The organism is Leptospira ainlahdjerensis (assembly GCF_016919175.1).
Taxonomy (GTDB): Bacteria; Spirochaetota; Leptospiria; order Leptospirales; family Leptospiraceae; genus Leptospira; species Leptospira ainlahdjerensis.
This window is the reverse complement of sequence record NZ_JAFFPU010000012.1, coordinates 132,654-149,689: the sequence shown is the minus strand read 5'-3', so window position 1 is coordinate 149,689 and position 17,036 is coordinate 132,654. Positions and strand designations below refer to the sequence as shown.

Here is a 17,036-nt window from a genome sequence, read left to right as displayed (position 1 = left end):
AAAAGAATCACAAACGTCCTGAACCCGCGCGATCCTCGATTGTTTCGGAAAAGATTTTTTTAATGCGACTTCCAAGAAACGAATTCTTATTTTTCGAGTTGAAACGGCCGGATTTGTATCCTAAAATATAAGTCGGTTCGAAAAGACCGAAAGCTTACGATATCGCCACGTTTCAAAAAAAATGGATTTGTACAAGCGACGTCTTGTAAGAATGGTTTGTAGATTTGGAATTCGTTGTTCTGGATTCTAAGCGGTCCGAGACTCTGAAGAATCCTGCTTGACCCTGACTCTGAGAAGTTTATACATTCCGCATGTTTCTCCTCGCACAAGCTCGTCCCGTTTTAGTCTGGCCTGAATTCTCTTGGATCCCGGTCATCAACGGAACTATCTTTGTCGTTCTTTTGGTGCTCGCCGGATATTGGCTTGAGAAGAGGTTTCGCCGTTCTACGGAACTCCGCTCTCTCTATCGAGCAAAAATTCTAAAAAAACTTCCGCTCACCTATCTCAACGGAAGAGACGTTATTCACATCCATGCCTTTTTGGATCAGGCGAGCGTTTCCGATCTGAGAAGAATCGTAGAATCTCCTTCTTGGTTTCAAGAAGCCTTTCTCCCGGAGCTTGCAATCTACCTCGCACATTTGGGAGAACTTCCCGCTTGGAGAGACGCTTTGATCTTCAAGAGGTTGCAGCATCTCGTGCACGATCTGGGCCCTCATCCTAAGAAAATTCTTCCGGTCGTATTCTTAACCGATGGGGAAGAAGCCTTTCCCGGATTCCTATTTTCCGGGCCGATTGTTCCCGAGTCCGTCCACAAGTCCTTCCACGCAAAAGTTTTTACAAAAAAAATCTACCACTCGTTTCCAATCGGGGCCGGAGAAAAAATTCACGTTCTTTTTTCGGGAGAAGATCGGGAATGGATCCGTTTTGATGCAACGATTCTCAATTTTAAAGGAAACGATATCGGAATCCAAATCCAAACGCTTCCGGAGAAAGACCCAGAGAAAACGAGGACTTGGGGCGGAGTCCACATGGCCGGGACTACGGGTCAGGACGATCAACCTCTTCCCGATGAATTCAGAGACAGTTTGATTCAGATTTTAAGATATTCGGGGATGAGCGCCTCGGCGACGGCGGACATTCAAAAAAGAGTAAACGCATTCAAGGAACATCCGGGTCTTGTTCGAAAGGAACACAAACCGGAAGACATTCAATCCTTCATCCAACTTTATGCGTCTTGTTATGCGAAGTATCGGTCGGATATTTCCTCGATTCCCAAACCGGTTTTGTTGTTTCTTCATTTTTTCTTTTTAGATGAGAATCTACTCTCCCCTTCCAGAATCGTTCAGCTCTTTTCCACTCTGGAAAAACTGAGAAGCCGTTCCGAAGAACCCTATCCGTCTAACCACAATCTTGCGATTTATCTTTTACCGGAATGGTTGGGTTTGATTCTTTCCGGAAAAAAAACTCCTTCTCGAAATTATCTTTCACAAACTTATGAACAAGTGAAAGCTTCCCTGGTTCGGAAGACTGGAAAGGACGACTCCGCGAATCAGAGCGGGATCGAGGATCTTCTTCATCTTTTGGATTGGGAGTTGAGCAATCTTTTGTACAACGGCCTCATCGGAGTTTCTACCAATCCGAATCTTGCCTATCCGATTCTTTCCGAGGATCAGATGTACGGTGAAACGGACGCGTTTCTGATGACTCCGGAAAAACTAAAGTCGGTTGTCGATCACGTACACAAGATCGATCGACATCTCTTTCACAGACAGATCACGTTCGAGCCGGAACAATCTCCCGGAAAACCGGAACTTGCGATGAAGGAAATTTTTCCGGACTGTATCATTCTTCCCGTTTTTGGAAACCGAGGAGTTCTTTGGCAGGAGGTGACTTCCGGTTTGAGTTCGAGAGGAAGGCTTGTGTTTCCTCAAATTCTCAACGAGAATATGACTTTGGCCATTACGAGAACCTTGGGAGAATTCCGTTGGGAAATCGAAAGGACGGTTCGTGGAAGAAAGTGGAAGGATTCCTCTCCTCCGTCATTGACGTCCGAGTATTATCTTTATCTGGAGAATTATAGAAAATCTCCTGCCCTTACTGCGGATGCTAAGAAGGGAATCGATCAACAGTTGATGAAATTCAAAAAGAATCTAAAGGACATTTTCGGCTCGGATTACTCCTATTGGATTTTATTCGAATCTTCCGGAAAGCTCAGGCTCAACCGCGTCTGCCGAGACATACTGAACCGTTATGTGCCCTTTGCCCCCGACATCAGAACCAATCTTCGAAAAGATCCGATTCTTAAAGAATCTATGGATTCTTTCGAGGCGAGAAAACGAAGACTTGTTTCAGGGATCAAAAAAAGATACAACCCTTATTTTCAAGCCGGTAACGTTCCCGTCGAAGTCCAGGAAACGATTCAGTTGTTCGAAGAAATGTAAGAATATTATAATAATCTTTCAAAAGGGGACGTTCTGAAATCTTTTGTCACGAAAAATTTGGAATTGCAGGCCGGACATCCGTAATTCCCGGAACCCTGGACTTTCAAAAGATGAAAACAGATCGGACAATGGACCAATACGGTAGATTCTTCCGAAAACTCCTGGTCCGTCGTGTCGTCGTCCGAAGCGGTCAAATGTGACTTAGCCGATTCTCTGTCCTGAAAAACGAGAATGGGAGAATTCCCTTCCGAAGAAAGATCGATCCCTTCCGGAATTGTACAGATCGCAAATTTCGAATCCGGAAAACGTTCGGGAAGTCGGTTTAAAATCGAGGCGCCTTCGAGGGTCGCCGAGTTCAAACCGGAAGCGTCCAAAAGAATTCTTCTAGGCGCTTCGGTAAGTTCTTCCAATTTGGAGAATAGGGCTTCTCCCAGTTTAAAGTCCAAATCCCCTTGGAGGTTGATGATGATTTCTTTCAAAGTGTCCCGATCTAAAACCGATTTATTCTCCTATTGGAGTCGGGCAAGAAAAGATTTTCTGCAACACATTTTTCGGATCGGTTAAAAATCGGCGTTCGTTATTTCAAAAAGATTGGACTTTTAGGAAGAAGAGGATTTTATTTCCTACATGCTCGGTCAATGGAATCGGAGAATGTGGATTTTCCCCTTGGATCTTTTTTTCATGGGAATTTCTTTCTTTTTAGCACATTGGATCCGCTTTGAATCCTTTGTCTTTTTAGTTCCTCCGGAAAGATTTTTAACGTCTCTTGTCATCGTGATTTCGGTTCGTGCGGGAGTTTTTATTCTTTCGGATATTTACAGATCGATCTGGGCTTACGCGTCGATTCACGATTTGGTGGAGATCATCAAAGTCACCCTGCTTTCCTCTTTAGTCTCGACGACCGCACTTCTTTTTTACAATCGTTTCGAGCAACTTTCCAGAATGGTTCCTGTTTTAGATACGCTGCTTCTGCTCAGTTTTCTTTGTATTCGCAGTTTTTCTTGGAGAGTATTTCGAGATCAGTACATTCTTAAAAAATCAAAAGAAGAAGGACTTCCTACTCTGATCTTAGGCGCCGGAAAAGTGGGAGCCACACTCCTTTCGGAAATCCGAAGACACAACGAGCTCAAACTCAATCCGGTTGGTTTTCTGGATGACAACGTACAAAAAATCGGAGCTCATATCCAAGGTATTCCGATTCTCGCAAAGATCGATCAAGCGGAACAGATGATCAGTCAATTCGGAATCAAACAGGTCATCATCGCGATCTCCAATCCCGACGGAAAGCTCATCAGTCGTTTGATTCGTTCTTTTGAGAATTCGGACGTAAAGTTCAAAATTCTTCCTTCCTTGGGTTCTTTGTTTTTTGATTCTCCTAAGTTGAATCAACTCCGAGAAGTGCAAGTGGAAGACCTTTTGGGTCGTCCGGTGGTCGATCTTGAAATCGAATCCATTCGTTCTTATCTCAAAGGAAAATCCATTCTTGTTTCCGGAGCCGGAGGTTCGATCGGAAGCGAACTCTGTAGACAAGTCGCCGTTTTTGAACCTTCCCGGATTCTTCTTTTGGATTCCGCAGAAACTCCGTTATACGAAATCGAATACGAACTCAAGAAGAAATTACAAGGTCAGAATATCGAACTCGTTCCGATCGTGGCCGATATCAAAAATCTTTCCCGTGTGAGTTCCATCTTTGAAAGGCATTCTCCCCAAGTTGTCTTTCACTCGGCGGCTTACAAACACGTTCCTATGATGGAAGTCAATCCGACCGAAGCCGTGATGAACAATATCCTCGGCACAAAAAACATCGCCGATATTTCCCGTCTTTCCGGAGTGGAACGTTTTGTTTTGATCTCGACGGACAAGGCGGTCAATCCCGTGAACATCATGGGGGCTTCCAAACGCGCCGCGGAATTGTATCTGCAACATATTTCCCGAGAAACCAGAACCAAGTTTATCACGGTTCGATTCGGAAACGTACTCGGCTCCAACGGCTCGGTGATTCCAAGATTCAGAGAACAGATTGCGAACGGTGGACCCGTCACGGTCACACATCCCGATGTGATCCGCTACTTTATGACGATTCCGGAAGCGACTCAACTCGTACTCCAAGCAGGAAGTATGGGAGAATGTGGAGAGATCTTTATCTTAGAAATGGGCGAGCCCGTAAAAATTCTCAACCTCGCCGAAGAGATGATTCGTCTCTGCGGACTCAGGCCTCATGTCGACATCCCGATTCAGTTTACCGGACTCAGGCCCGGAGAAAAATTATTCGAAGAGCTTCTTCTCGATCTGGAAGGGATCAAAAAAACTCATCATCCTAAAATCAAGATCGCATCTCCTCTGGAGAATCAGGAACCGACTACGTTTATCGCAAGATTCAACGAACTTCTCACCGCGGGAAGAACCAATAAGGACAAGGAAATTTTTCTGGCCTTTAAGGCCCTCGTTCCGGAATACAAAATTCACGGAGACTATCTCAGCGAAACCAACGCGGAAGGTCCGGATCGAAACTTCAAAAATGGATAAGGGAAATCTAAAGGAAGAAATTCTCAGTCTGAGAAAGTTCAAACGACAGTTGTTCGATCTCTACTGGGACGGATTCGGCACTTTCTTTTTGCACGCGCTTCCTCATCCCAAACTCGTCATCGGCAAACGAGGATTAGTCGGAGACGAAAAAGAATCCGGAATCGTTCTCGTTTTTAGTCCCAAAGGCGGAGTTCGAAATCTCGACGCGGGCGAGGAATGGATCTACGCGGAACTTCAATTCGGATACGTCTGGGAGGAAGTTTTTATTCCCTGGGATTGTGTCCTTCGTTATTTTGATAAAACACAGACAACGCTTACGAACATGAAAGTTTTTACCTCGGAACTGGAGGATCGGAAACAATCCTCTCCGGGAGAGAAGACGGTTTTAACAGAGAAAAAAGAGGGTGATACGAAGGACGACAAGTCCAACGTGATTCAAGTGGACTTTGGGAGTAAATCGAAACAATGAGCCAGAATAAATTCAAATGGTTTGTACTTGGGGACTTGGACGGATTTTTCGGTCTGATGATCGACAATCTGATTCAGATTCTTGTTCTTTCTTTTTTGTTAACCACGCTCTGCGGCGTGCCGGGAGACTTTGTTTATAAGGTCATTCTTCCGGGAACGGCAATTTCTCTTTTGCTCGGAAATCTTTTCTATTCTTGGCAGGCGCATCGTCTCGCTCAGAAAGAAAACAGAAACGACGTCACCGCACTCCCCTACGGGATCAATACAGTTTCACTCTTCGCATTTGTGTTCTTCATTATACTTCCCGTTTATAAGAAAACCGGAGATTACAAGATCGCTTGGCAGGTGGGACTTGTTGCGAGTCTTCTTTCCGGTCTGATCGAAATGTTCGGCTCTTTTGTAGCCGAAAAGATTCGAAAGGTAACTCCAAGAGCCGCGCTTCTTTCCTCTCTGGCAGGAATCGCGATCACTTTTATCTCGATGGACTTTTTAGTTCGGACATTTCAGAATCCACTGATAGCGTTTCTTCCTTTTGGAATCATTCTTCTCCAATACTTTGCGAGGGTCGTATTTCCGTTCCGTCTTCCCGGCGGACTTGTTTCCGTAATTTTAGGAACCGCGCTTGCATGGTCGCAAGGGGTCTGGGGAAATCCGATGATGGACGGAGCGCTTTTGAAAGCCTCCACGAGTCAAATCGGATTCTACTTACCGGTTTTATCGATCGGAGATTTGTTTTCCGCGTTTCAACTCGCGGATATTCGGGAGTATCTTGCGGTGATCATTCCTATGGGAATTTTTAACGTGATCGGATCTTTGCAAAACATTGAGTCCGCAGAAGCCTCCGGAGATTCTTTCAACACCAGAGATTCTCTTTTGGCAAACGGGGTCGGAACCGTGATCGGTTCCTTCTTTGGTTCTCCGTTTCCTACTACGATTTATATCGGACATCCCGGTTGGAAAGCGCTCGGTGCAAGAGCCGGCTATTCCACGTTGAACGGAATTTTTATGACGTTAGTCGCGCTTTTCGGACTTCTTGCCTTTATCCAAGCGCTGATTCCAGTGGAAGCCGGAATGGCGATCGTTCTTTGGATCGGAATCGTGATCGGTTCGCAAGCTTTCGAAGCCACTCCGAGCAGACACGCGCCGGCGGTTGTGATCGGAATTCTTCCGGCGCTTGCAGGCTGGGGAGTCCTTCTGGTTCAGTCCACGTTCAACTACGCTGACAGATCAATCGCGGGAATATTAGAAAACGCTGGTGTAAAAGAAACCGCGCATCTCTGGATGTCCGATGTTCCTTTAGGGCTACCCTTTCTTCCGTATCCACTCGGAGGGCTTTTGAGTCTTTCTCAAGGGTTTCTCATTTCATCGATGATCTGGGCTTCCATCGCCGTCTTTGTGATCGATCGTGATTTTAAGAAGGCCTTGATCACTTGTTTGATCGCCTCGGTTTTAGCGGCCACCGGATTTATTCACGGATTCTCTTTGAGAGGAAACGACGTGCTTGTGCAGTTCGAACCCGGATTTAATTCTTTCGTGACTGCGTATGTTTTACTCGGATTTTTATTCTTACTCGCCTCGTTTTTTAGAAAGGAACCGAGAAAAGTTTAGACCAAAATTCTTCCGAATTTTTGAATCCTCGCCGAACGGACTCAAAGAAGAATTTTAAGTTTTGTCGAAAACGAAACGTCCCGCGGAAAAATCGAAACGTGAAGAAGGTCGATTTTTTTGGTCCAAAAAAGGGGCAGCATTCGAGGAAGCTTCTTCGAAATGGATCGAAAGTTTTGTTGGAAAGGTCTAAGTAATTGAGAATCGTGGATTTGCCGTGATAGTGCATCCGCGATTTTAGAACGACGAGAAACGACGGATTGGATTTTTAAGAATTCCATCGGACAAAAAAATCGCGTTTCCCATAAAAATAGGAATCGTTCTTAGGCAGACTGATAGTATAAAGAAAAGAAGATGAATAGGAGAAACCAAAATGTGGTTTAAACGAATTGGGTTGTTTTTGCTGACGAATATCTTGGTCGTGGTTACGATTTCGATTGTAACGAGCGTGCTTGGAATCGGGCCGTATCTCAACGCAAACGGACTTAATTACGAATCCTTGATGATCTTTGCCCTCCTCTGGGGTATGGGCGGATCCTTTATTTCCCTCCTTCTATCCAAGTTTATGGCGAAGACGATGATGGGTGTAAAGGTAATCAATCGCCAATCCGCAACCGGAGTGGAAAGAGAATTGTATTCTAAAGTCGAAAGACTCGCGAGGGCCGCGAACATTCCGATGCCGGAAGTGGGAATTTATCATTCTCCCGAAGTCAACGCGTTTGCAACCGGACCGTCCAAGTCCAGTTCTCTTGTCGCTGTTTCCAGCGGACTTTTGCAAGTGATGGACAACGGAGAAGTAGAAGGAGTTCTCGCGCACGAACTTGCTCACGTTGCGAACGGTGACATGGTAACCATGACTCTCGTCCAAGGAGTAGTCAACGCTTTTGTAATATTCTTCTCGAGAATCGTGAGCTATGCGTTGAGTACTCTCGTAAAAGACGAAGACGCACAATACACGGTGCGTTTGGTCGCCAACATCGTACTCAGCATTTTATTCAGCATTCTTGGATCGATCGTGGTCGCTTATTTTTCAAGAACGAGAGAATATCGTGCTGATGCCGGCGGAGCGAAACTCGCGGGACGTCAGAACATGGTGTCCGCTCTTGAAAAGTTAAAACGTACTTTTGAAGCTCCGGAAGATCCAAGGGGTGGAGAATCTCTTGCAACGATGAAGATCTCGGGACACGGTAAGTGGTTGGCCTTGTTTTCCACTCACCCGCCTTTAGAAGCGAGAATCGCAGCTTTGAAAAATTCAGGATATTGATTCGGAGTTTTTAAGAGTTCCTAAAATCAGCCCGGTTTTGCCGGGCTTTTCTTTCTTGGAAATAAAAAAGAATTGTTTGAAATGTCTCCGGTTTTTTGAATAGAACCCGTAAAATAAAAATCCTGGGACGTAAAACCTAGATGTCTATTGTTAAATCCAAAATCAGAACCATACCTGACTATCCAAAACCGGGAATCTTGTTTCGCGATATTACTTCTCTCCTTCTTGATCCGGAAGGACTTGCTCTAACGATCGGAACCTTTGTAAACAGATACCAAGGGAAAGGAATCACAAAAGTGGCCGGTATCGAAGCCAGAGGTTTTCTGACCGGGGCTCCTCTTGCGTTTCAACTCGGAGTCGGTTTTATTCCCATTCGTAAAAAAGGAAAACTTCCTTCGGAAACCGTTTCGGAAGAATACGATCTGGAATACGGAAAAGACGTAATCGAAATTCATAGAGACGCGGTCCAACCGGGAGATCGAATTCTTCTTATGGACGATTTGATCGCAACCGGTGGGACCATGATCGCGGCAGTAAAACTTCTGCGAAAACTGGGAGCCGAAGTTTACGAGGCCGGAGTGATCATCGATCTTCCGGACCTGGGCGGCGGCAAAAAACTCAAAGAAGAATTGCAAGTTCCGATTTTTGCGATCTGCGAGTTCGAAGGACATTAGAAAATTCTAAAAATTGAATATTCGCTTTGGAGGGCCCATTGACGGCTAATCTATCCGGTTTTTTAAGAATTGGGGTCAAGAGAAGTCGCCAACTTCTTCTTGTTTCGGTGTTTTTGTTTTTTCAAACAAAAACCAATGCAGTGGAAGGCCCTCTTCCTTTTGACGAACTTCGAAAGGGAGTCGTCCAAATTCGAGTTTATTCTCAGTCGGTAAATCCGTTTTCGCCTTGGACGACGGACGCGGTTCGCGCAAGTTCCGGAACCGGTTTTTTGATCGGGAATAAAAGAATCATTACAAACGCACACGTAATCTCGAACGCAAAGTTCGTTCAGGTGCAGAGATACAATCAAACCGAATGGTACGGCGTAAAGGTTCTTCATATAGCCCATGATTGTGATTTGGCCGTTCTCGAAGCGGAAAGCCCCGAATTCTACAAAGACTCGAGAGATCTTCAACTCGGAGAAATTCCGGAACTCAATTCTCCTTTGATCGTGGTCGGTTATCCGATCGGCGGGAATAAGGTTTCGGTGACGAGAGGAATCGTTTCGAGAAAGGATCAATCCGTTTATTCTCATTCCGCCGTGGACAGTCATTTGGTTTTGCAAGTGGACGCGGCGATCAATCCTGGAAACTCCGGAGGACCGGCGATCCAAGACGACAAGGTAGTCGGAGTTGCGTTTCAAGTCGCGACCAAGGGTGAGAATATCGGTTATCTCATTCCCACCAACGTTATACGTCATTTCCTCACCGATATCGAAGACGGCAAATACGACGGTTATGTGGAGCTCGGAGTTCGAACCCTCAATTCGTTTAACGTTTCTTTGCGAAAGGCGAAAGGAATTCCGGATTCTTTAGAAGGTGTTTTTGTTTCCAAGGTTTTGAAAAACGGATCCGCTGAAAAGTATCTAAAAGAAGGAGACTTTCTCGTGGAGATCGACGGAAATCCGATCGGTAAAAACGGAACCGTGATGCAAGACCGGGACGCGAGAGTGGACTTTGTGGAGATCGTGGACAACAAACACGCGGGAGATAAGATCACTTTTAAACTCTATAGAAATGGAAAGGAAATGACCGTATCCTTCCCCGCGATCCGTATGCCCGACTTTGATTTTATGCGGAACCAATACGATAAACCGTATGATTTCGCGATGATCGGAGGACTTCTCTTTCAAGAGATGTCGCGAGATCTGATCACGAGTTGGAGCCGAGGCGGAAACACTTCCGGTGGAAGCCAACTCTTATACAGATTTTTTTATTTTATCGAAGACGGACTCAACAGAACCAAAAAGACGGACGTCGTTCTCTATCGAAAGTTATCGCACCCGGTCAATTCTTCCTCGGATTACTTCGTCAATTTAGTTTTGGAATCTGTAAACGGAATTCCCGTGACTCAGTTGGAAGATCTCAAAAGAATTTTAAACGATTCGAAAGACAAATACCTTCGTCTGAAATTCTTGGATGTTCAAGTGCCCTTGATTCTCAATCGAGAAGAAGCGGAGAAGGCCGACGAAAAAATCCGTAAGACCTACGGCCTGGAATCAGAAAATGAAAAATAGAATGTTCAAGTTGGCGGCTGTTTCGGCGATTCTTTTTCTTTCGTTCGAGGTTTTCGCCGAAACTTCTTTTGGTAAGAATGGGGATTTTCTTTCGGTCAAAAAAAAACGTTCTGCTACGAAGGATGTTTCCAAAAAAGAATCCTCGAAGCCGATGATTTCCTCCCCCGCTTCCAAAGGGACCACTGAGGAATATCAGAAAAGTATCATACAGGTTAAAGTAACCTTTCAAGAACCGGAATACCATCAGCCCTGGAAAAAAAAGAGTCCGCGTGTAAGAAGAGGTGTGGGTTTGGTCACCGAAGGAAATCGGATTCTGATTCCTTATACGTTGCTTCCGGATGCGACTCTGATCGAAGTCAAAAAGTATTCTTCTTATTCCGAAATCAAAGCGGTCGTGTTTCGCAAAGATCCGGAATCGAATCTCGCGCTTTTGAGAGTGGAAAAGAAAAACTTTTTCGACGATCTGTCCCCTCTTCCGCTTTCTCCGATCGTGGTTTTTCCGAAACAGGCAAACATCTATCAATTGGACAATTCCGGATCGATTCAATCCACAGCCGCAACTCTTTTGAGCATGGATATGGATCAGATGCCGCTCGGACAAATTGAACTTCCCGTTGTGGATATCAGTTCAAGCGAAGGTCTAAACGGTTTTGGAGAAATCGTGATCGAATCCGGAAGAGTTGTGGGGCTTCTTTATGATTTTACGACCGGCAAAAATTCAGGAAGAATCATTCCTTCCTTTATCATTCAAAAATTCTTAAATACTCCCGGAACCGATCTTTTCGCTCACAAGGGATTTCGATTCCGTCCGATCACGGATGTTACGGTGAAAAAATACTACGGTATGGAAGAATCCGATTCCGGGATTCTAGTGGCGGACGTCATCCCCGGTTCTTCCGCGAGCGGAGTTTTAAAACTTGAAGATATCATCTTGGAATTCGGCGGTAAAAAGGTGGATTCCAAAGGTTACATCGAACACCCGTTATATGGGAAACAAGTTCTTTCCTTTTTGGCGCACGCGGGTGATTCGTTTGGATATTCGTTAGGAAAGGAAATCCCGATTCTTATCCTAAGAGATAAACAAAAGATTTCCCTGAACATGAAACTCAAGCCTTTTCCACACGACGCTGTGAGAATTCCGTTCAAGAACACTCCGATGACGAATGACTTTGCCGTGGAAGGTGGATTTGTTTTTCTCGAACTTTCCGAAGCTCTTCTGGAAGAATGGGGAAAAGACTGGAGATCCAGAGTAGATCGAAAGCTCCTTTATCTTTTCGACTATGCGAAGTTTCACGAAAAAGAAGGAGACGCCGGCAAGGTTGTTCTTCTTTCTCAAGTTCTCCCCGACGAATCCAACAACGGTTTTCACGACCTGAGTTTTAAGATTGTGGAAAAGTTGGACGGTAAAGAAGTGAAATCGGTGAACGAACTAAAAATTAATCTAAAAGAAGGGAAAGCGAATTTTGCCCTGATTTCTCTGGACGATGGAACCGAGATCGCTCTGGAAAGAAGTAAACTCAAAGAGATTAACGATCGTATCTACAAGAGTTATAAGATTCGAATGCCGGAGAATTGAAAAGAACTGCGATCTCACGTTAAACGCGGCAGAGCTTTGTGTCTTTGTTGTGTGAGCTCCTACAAAACCGCCTTTTTATCGGAGTCCCGATTCCCGTACGGGGAAATCTGGATTCCGCCGAAAATCATCTTGGATACGGACCGGATGAAGTCTGTCCTTGATTTTTTTCGCAAGGGTGCCATTTGTCGAAACATTCTTCTGCTCATAAATTTTTTCGTCTTTGTCAAAGTTCTTTTTCTAAAAACTTCTCAATCTTTTCAAATCTAAAAGACTATATCAAGATTTCAGAATGTACGCATCCCATTTAGAATTTACTATTCTAAGTTTGTTTGAACTTTTTTACGAAAATGACGGAATTTGTGGGAGTTCTAGCATTTTCATTAGAAAGTTTACGGAGATCAATTGGGTTTTGGAAGAGATTTTATTTCCAGATTTCGTATTGGAGAGTTCTGGAAATAAAAGCCAACTTGAATACGAACAGAAACAAAATACATCCGGAAACGATCCAATAGATCCGATCGGAGATTGTCTCGTCTTCTAGTTTCCAGAAGATTAAAAAAACGATCGACACCGTAAACATTCTCGAAACGTTTTCGTAAGAAGACCAATAGAAAATATAACCCGCCGAAAAAATAGAAAACATCACCAAAAAAAAAGAAAGCCGATTTCCTAAACCTTTTCTCCAATCCCCGCTCGAAAGGACAAAAAGCCCCGAAAGAAACAAAAGAAAAAGAGGAACCCTGGAAAACTTTTTGGCGAACAAAGTCAGTTTGGTTTCAAAGTCGGGCGCATGCAAAAACGAAAACAAAGACGGTTCGTTGATTTCCTTCCAATAACCCGCAAAGCCGTCTAACGGTGCAAAGAAGTCCGCGAATCTTGTCGGAGACCATTCGGGGATTTGAACTTTCAAAAAGAAGGCCCAAAGGATCGGAAGCGTTAGTGTGGAAGCGATCCAAAAGGAAGTTTTCCATTTTCTCTCCAACAAGGATTGAAGTCCCAAGGGAAAGAGTAAGAATAAGGCCTGTTCCTTTGTGAGGATCGCAAGGGCTCCCGCAAAAGAGAACAAAATCCACTTTTCTTTTTTATATAACCAATAAACGAAAACGAGAAGACTTGCCAAGGTCGCGTCGCTTACTAAGAGCGCATAACTTCCCAAAAGGAAGGGAGAAAATAAATACAAACTGGAACCGATCCGGTATTTTTCTCCGCAAAGATTTCTTAGTAAAAACCAGGAAGATAAAATCAAGATCAAGTTCACAAGAAACATCCCCGCTACGTTTCCCCAGAGTCCGAACCAGCCAAAGGGAGAAATCAAAAGTGGATATCCGATTCGGAGCGCTCGAATATTGGCCTCGAATCCTTTCGGCCACTCTAAATTGAATTCGCTTAACATTCTCGAGTAAAAATAAAAGATCTGCCCGTCGTAGCCGGCACCTAAATCGCCCGGTTGACTTTGGAAGATCACAGCGCTTTTCGGCGTCCGTTCCGGATTCTGGACTACAAACTGCATTCCGAAATTGATCTGAGAACTCGGATTCCAGTCGTATTTTTTCCAGATGAGAATTGAGGAGAGAATATAAAGGATTAAAAAGAAAGGAAGAACAAACTTCGGACTTTCAAGCTGATACCGAATTCGGGCAAAAATCGAATTCCGATTTGAGTTCACTATTTTTTTCGCTCTGGAGAATCGAGGAATTCTAAGATCGATTCGGCATACAACCCGGAACTTTTTTGTGCGGCATTGAATGTCAAATGATGAGGATCCAAAAAGAATTTTTTATCCCCCATCGAATCTTTGAGATCGTAAAAACCGAAGTCTTTATTCCTCCGGGATTCGAAGAAGTTTAGATATCCCCGATACCAATTTCCGTTTTTGTAATATTTACTTTCAATAGGATTTTCTGGCGAATTGATGATGACGAGCTTTTTCCCTTTCGCTTTGAACTTTGAGATCGTCTTTTCCAAAAAAACAAACTCGGACCAGGTAAAAAATTCGGAATCGCCGAGGATCTCTTTGTTTTTTTGGACTTTTTTGAGACGATTCAAGGCACCTTCGTTTTCAGGATTGTAATAAAGACGTCTTTCGTAGTCTTTTAAGTATTCTCCGTCGGACATGTTCTCGACACGATCGTCGTCAAGGCCGTGGATTCTTTCGTAGGATATTCCCGTTCTGATTTCCCTTCTGCAAAAGTTCTGGGGGAGCCGGATTCCGTAGGTCGCGGGGATTCCGAAAATTCTCGCATCAACTTCTTCTGAGCTGGTTGTCGGAGATACGGTGAATCTTAAGGTCACGGAGTTCTTTTTTTTCCCGAACTCGTCTTCGAATTTTAGGAGAATTGGCTTCCAACCCGGTTTAGAGTAAGTCTCGTTGAACAAAGCTTCATACTTCATTGGCGCTCCGCTCGGAGTCGTTTCTTCAATGAGTAAGTTGATTCCCGGCTTTTGTGTAAAGATATCCTCGGAAAGTTTTCCGTCCTTGAGTTCACATTCGATCGTAAACTGTGGCGGCGTCCAACCTCGAAGAAAGATCCCCTCTTTCGGAACGGCGCCGGTGAAATAATGATAGGAGCGCATCGTTCTTGTATGATGTTCTATGTATTCCATCCACGGATCGTATAAGAAACTTCTATAACGATTGAGAAGAATTCCCGCCTTTGCAAGCTGGGAAAAAAAATCTCCCTTGGAATAATTCTTCCAGTGGTCCGCTAAAAATTCTCCCGGAAAAATGAAACGATTCTGGTGCCGGACCTTATAATCCTTGAGTCTTGCGGCTTCGTTGAAACTCGCTGAATTAGATTCCGTTTTTTGAATATAATCTAATTGTAAATCGGCGGGATTAAAAACGTAAACGACAACCTCCGGATTTTTAGAAAGGATGTCGTCCGAATAATAATAAAAATCGGTAGGAGACATCGCGGGATGGGAATAGAATTCCGCGTGGAAGTTCGACGAAACCCTTTTTGAAGAATTGATTTTTTGTGCTATCTTATCCGGATAAGAAGAATACAACGCTACGCTACTTCCCGCGATCAGAATCCCCTTTTCGTCGTTTTTAAAGCTGATGTTTCTTCTTTTGTGAAGAAAATTGTACCAAGGAGAAGTGTCCCACTCGAGTTCGTTTGGAAATTCGAAAAGTGCGATCGGAAAGATCACTCTGTCTAAAAAAACGAATCCTAAAAGAAGTAGAAGAGAGATACAGAAAGTTTTAAACTTTAATCGTGATTCTGAATTCATTTTACTTTGGAATTACAGTCGGAGCAAGTCCCATAGAGGATGATCTCATGGGTGTCCACGGTAAAACCTTTAGGGCTTTTGTCGAGAGGAAACGGACAGATTTCAACGTCAAAGACCCGATCACATTGTTTGCAATGAAAGTGATGGTGGTGGTGAAGATGGCTCGCCTCAAAACGGGAGGATTCTCCAGGAAGATGGATTTCATTGATGGCGCCGGTTTCCATCAGATGATTGACGGCTCGATAGACTGTGGCGATTCCGAGGTTGTCGAGATTCTTTCGAGAGAGTTCGAAGATTTCTTTGATCGATAAAGGCCCCTTGGCTGCTTCGAGAACCTTTAAGATTTCCCCTTTTTGTTTTGTGTTTCTAAGGGCTGCTTTGCCTACTTCTGCTTTCATCCAAAAAAATCCGATCGACCACCGGAGGGTTTTTTTCTAGTTCGATTTCCCATGGAGGAAAAGGATCTGAAAAATGGTTCCATTCTTTTTCACCAAGAAGCATTTCTTCTTCGGTCAAAAGACAGTCGTTCCATAATTCTCGGATCTCATCCTCCTTCATGTCAACTCCAATTAACACGATCTCTTGTCTCCTATCTCCGAAGGGCTCGCACCAAACGGAGGTGATCTCGTCCAGATCTTCTGATTCGGACGGCCATTCCGAACGAGGGATCGTCGCCCACCAACGCCCTACGTTTTCGGTTCTACAGGAGGCTCCCGCCTGAGACCAACCTCCCACCCAATCCATACGAGAAGCCAACCAGAAAATTCCTTTGGAACGAATCACTCCCGCCCATTCTTTTTCGATCAGCTTATAGAAACGATCCGGATGAAACGGTTTTCTGGATTGAAAGACAAAGCTGGATATTCCGTATTCTTCGGTTTCAGGTTTGTGTTTACCTCGAAGTTCTTGAAGCCAACCGGGTGCGTTGGACGCGTTTTCAAAATCGAAAAGTTTCGTGTTCAGAATTTTGGAAAGTGGGATCTTTCCTTCTTGGATCGGATAGATTTTTGCTTCAGGATTGAGTTTAGTAAGAATCGCCTGAAGAGACCCGAGTTGTTCCTGCGAAATCAAATCGATCTTATTAACGAGAATCACGTTTGCGAATTCGACCTGTTCCACCAAAAGATCTACGATCGTTCTATCGTCTTCTTCTTCTTCTGAGTTTAGGTTTCTATCCTTGAGGTCTTCGGAAGAGTCGAAATCTTTTAGAAAATTCTTTGCATCGACTACGGTGATCATCGTGTCTAAGGACGCGAAGTCCGAAAGGGAATTTCCGTTTTCATCTTCGAATGTAAAGGTTTCCGCGATCGGAAGAGGTTCCGCAATTCCGGTGGACTCGATCAGAAGATAATCGAACCTTTTTTGTCGAGCCAGGTTTCCGATTTCTTCCAAAAGGTCCTCTCGCAACGTGCAGCAGATACAACCGTTACTCATCGTCACAAGTTTTTCATCGGCCCGTTTGAGATCCGCTCCACCCGATCGGATGAGCCCTGCGTCTATGTTCACCTCGCTCAGATCGTTTACGATGACGGCGATTTTCATTCCTTCCCGATTGTGAAGGATGTGATTGAGGACGGTTGTTTTCCCGGCGCCTAAAAAACCGGAAAGAACGCTCACAGGGAGCTTTTTCTGTGCACTTTTGGAAAGACTCATCATTTTTTCCTTTCCTTCAAGTTTGGAGAAGGTTTTCTT

At 44.3% G+C, this 17,036-nt stretch carries 14 protein-coding genes; 9 read left to right on the top strand and 5 right to left on the bottom strand.

Translation table 11 applies throughout. The features are described 5' to 3' along the window. Positions 1-311: 311 nt before the first annotated feature. Positions 312-2,441: a hypothetical protein gene (locus JWG45_RS03365; RefSeq protein WP_205278368.1), complete on the top strand. Its 2,130-nt coding sequence runs from the start codon at positions 312-314 to the stop codon at positions 2,439-2,441. Positions 2,442-2,446: 5 nt separating this feature from the next. Here the strand turns inward: JWG45_RS03365 and JWG45_RS03360 are convergent, their stop codons facing one another. Then, positions 2,447-2,920, bottom strand: a complete 474-nt coding sequence (locus JWG45_RS03360; RefSeq protein WP_205278367.1) for an STAS domain-containing protein — start codon at positions 2,918-2,920, stop codon at positions 2,447-2,449. 32 nt (positions 2,921-2,952) lie between these two features. Here JWG45_RS03360 and JWG45_RS22465 point away from each other — a divergent pair, with 32 nt between their 5' ends. The 8 genes from JWG45_RS22465 (at position 2,953) to JWG45_RS03325 (ending at position 12,110) form a co-directional block, all read left to right on the top strand. Beyond that, a complete protein-coding gene (locus JWG45_RS22465) occupies positions 2,953-3,144 on the top strand; it encodes a hypothetical protein (protein ID WP_332476228.1) in 192 nt (63 codons plus the stop codon). Further along, positions 3,069-4,967, top strand: a complete 1,899-nt coding sequence (locus tag JWG45_RS03355) for a polysaccharide biosynthesis protein (RefSeq protein WP_205278366.1) — start codon at positions 3,069-3,071, stop codon at positions 4,965-4,967. Before JWG45_RS22465 ends, JWG45_RS03355 begins: the two co-directional genes overlap by 76 nt. Then, the gene (locus JWG45_RS03350; RefSeq protein WP_205278365.1) at positions 4,960-5,436 is read left to right on the top strand and encodes a ClpXP protease specificity-enhancing factor SspB; all 477 of its coding nucleotides are present in this window, start codon (positions 4,960-4,962) and stop codon (positions 5,434-5,436) included. The genes JWG45_RS03355 and JWG45_RS03350 overlap by 8 nt, the downstream gene beginning before the upstream one ends. After that, complete coding sequence (locus tag JWG45_RS03345) at positions 5,433-7,043, top strand: NCS2 family permease (protein ID WP_205278364.1); 1,611 nt, start codon at positions 5,433-5,435, stop codon at positions 7,041-7,043. The genes JWG45_RS03350 and JWG45_RS03345 overlap by 4 nt, the downstream gene beginning before the upstream one ends. Before the next feature lie 370 nt (positions 7,044-7,413). Continuing rightward, the gene (gene htpX, locus JWG45_RS03340; protein ID WP_205278363.1) at positions 7,414-8,304 is read left to right on the top strand and encodes a protease HtpX; all 891 of its coding nucleotides are present in this window, start codon (positions 7,414-7,416) and stop codon (positions 8,302-8,304) included. 140 nt (positions 8,305-8,444) lie between these two features. Then, positions 8,445-8,978: an adenine phosphoribosyltransferase gene (locus JWG45_RS03335; protein ID WP_205278362.1), complete on the top strand. Its 534-nt coding sequence runs from the start codon at positions 8,445-8,447 to the stop codon at positions 8,976-8,978. Between the two features lie 107 nt (positions 8,979-9,085). Next, positions 9,086-10,534, top strand: coding sequence for a S1C family serine protease (locus JWG45_RS03330; RefSeq protein WP_332476227.1), 1,449 nt, complete (start codon positions 9,086-9,088; stop codon positions 10,532-10,534). A 28-nt stretch (positions 10,535-10,562) separates the two neighbouring features. Continuing rightward, positions 10,563-12,110, top strand: coding sequence for a PDZ domain-containing protein (locus JWG45_RS03325; protein ID WP_408611593.1), 1,548 nt, complete (start codon positions 10,563-10,565; stop codon positions 12,108-12,110). A gap of 421 nt (positions 12,111-12,531) precedes the next feature. On the opposite strand, the gene JWG45_RS03320 is transcribed toward JWG45_RS03325, so the two are convergent. From JWG45_RS03320 to zigA, 4 genes are read right to left on the bottom strand one after another with little or no spacing between them, the layout of a single operon-like run. Beyond that, on the bottom strand, positions 12,532-13,755 hold the full coding sequence (locus tag JWG45_RS03320; protein WP_408611592.1) for an AZOBR_p60025 family cell surface glycopolymer formation protein: 1,224 nt from the start codon (positions 13,753-13,755) through the stop codon (positions 12,532-12,534). A 20-nt stretch (positions 13,756-13,775) separates the two neighbouring features. After that, complete coding sequence (locus JWG45_RS03315; protein ID WP_205278359.1) at positions 13,776-15,344, bottom strand: hypothetical protein; 1,569 nt, start codon at positions 15,342-15,344, stop codon at positions 13,776-13,778. Next, the gene (locus JWG45_RS03310; protein WP_205274938.1) at positions 15,341-15,742 is read right to left on the bottom strand and encodes a Fur family transcriptional regulator; all 402 of its coding nucleotides are present in this window, start codon (positions 15,740-15,742) and stop codon (positions 15,341-15,343) included. The genes JWG45_RS03315 and JWG45_RS03310 overlap by 4 nt, the downstream gene beginning before the upstream one ends. Continuing rightward, on the bottom strand, positions 15,711-17,000 hold the full coding sequence (gene zigA / locus JWG45_RS03305) for a zinc metallochaperone GTPase ZigA (RefSeq protein WP_269750272.1): 1,290 nt from the start codon (positions 16,998-17,000) through the stop codon (positions 15,711-15,713). Before zigA ends, JWG45_RS03310 begins: the two co-directional genes overlap by 32 nt. Positions 17,001-17,036 lie beyond the last annotated feature (36 nt).

What these genes read in the sequence shown, in the direction of transcription:
- htpX (WP_205278363.1), top strand. Translation starts at nt 7,414, where the DNA reads ATGTGGTTTAAACGAATTGGGTTGTTTTTGCTGACGAATATCTTGGTC.
- JWG45_RS03355 (WP_205278366.1), top strand. Translation starts at nt 3,069, where the DNA reads ATGCTCGGTCAATGGAATCGGAGAATGTGGATTTTCCCCTTGGATCTT.
- JWG45_RS03315 (WP_205278359.1), bottom strand. Translation starts at nt 15,344, where the DNA reads ATGAATTCAGAATCACGATTAAAGTTTAAAACTTTCTGTATCTCTCTT.
- JWG45_RS03335 (WP_205278362.1), top strand. Translation starts at nt 8,445, where the DNA reads ATGTCTATTGTTAAATCCAAAATCAGAACCATACCTGACTATCCAAAA.
- zigA (WP_269750272.1), bottom strand. Translation starts at nt 17,000, where the DNA reads ATGATGAGTCTTTCCAAAAGTGCACAGAAAAAGCTCCCTGTGAGCGTT.
- JWG45_RS03365 (WP_205278368.1), top strand. Translation starts at nt 312, where the DNA reads ATGTTTCTCCTCGCACAAGCTCGTCCCGTTTTAGTCTGGCCTGAATTC.
- JWG45_RS03345 (WP_205278364.1), top strand. Translation starts at nt 5,433, where the DNA reads ATGAGCCAGAATAAATTCAAATGGTTTGTACTTGGGGACTTGGACGGA.
- JWG45_RS03310 (WP_205274938.1), bottom strand. Translation starts at nt 15,742, where the DNA reads ATGAAAGCAGAAGTAGGCAAAGCAGCCCTTAGAAACACAAAACAAAAA.
- JWG45_RS03350 (WP_205278365.1), top strand. Translation starts at nt 4,960, where the DNA reads ATGGATAAGGGAAATCTAAAGGAAGAAATTCTCAGTCTGAGAAAGTTC.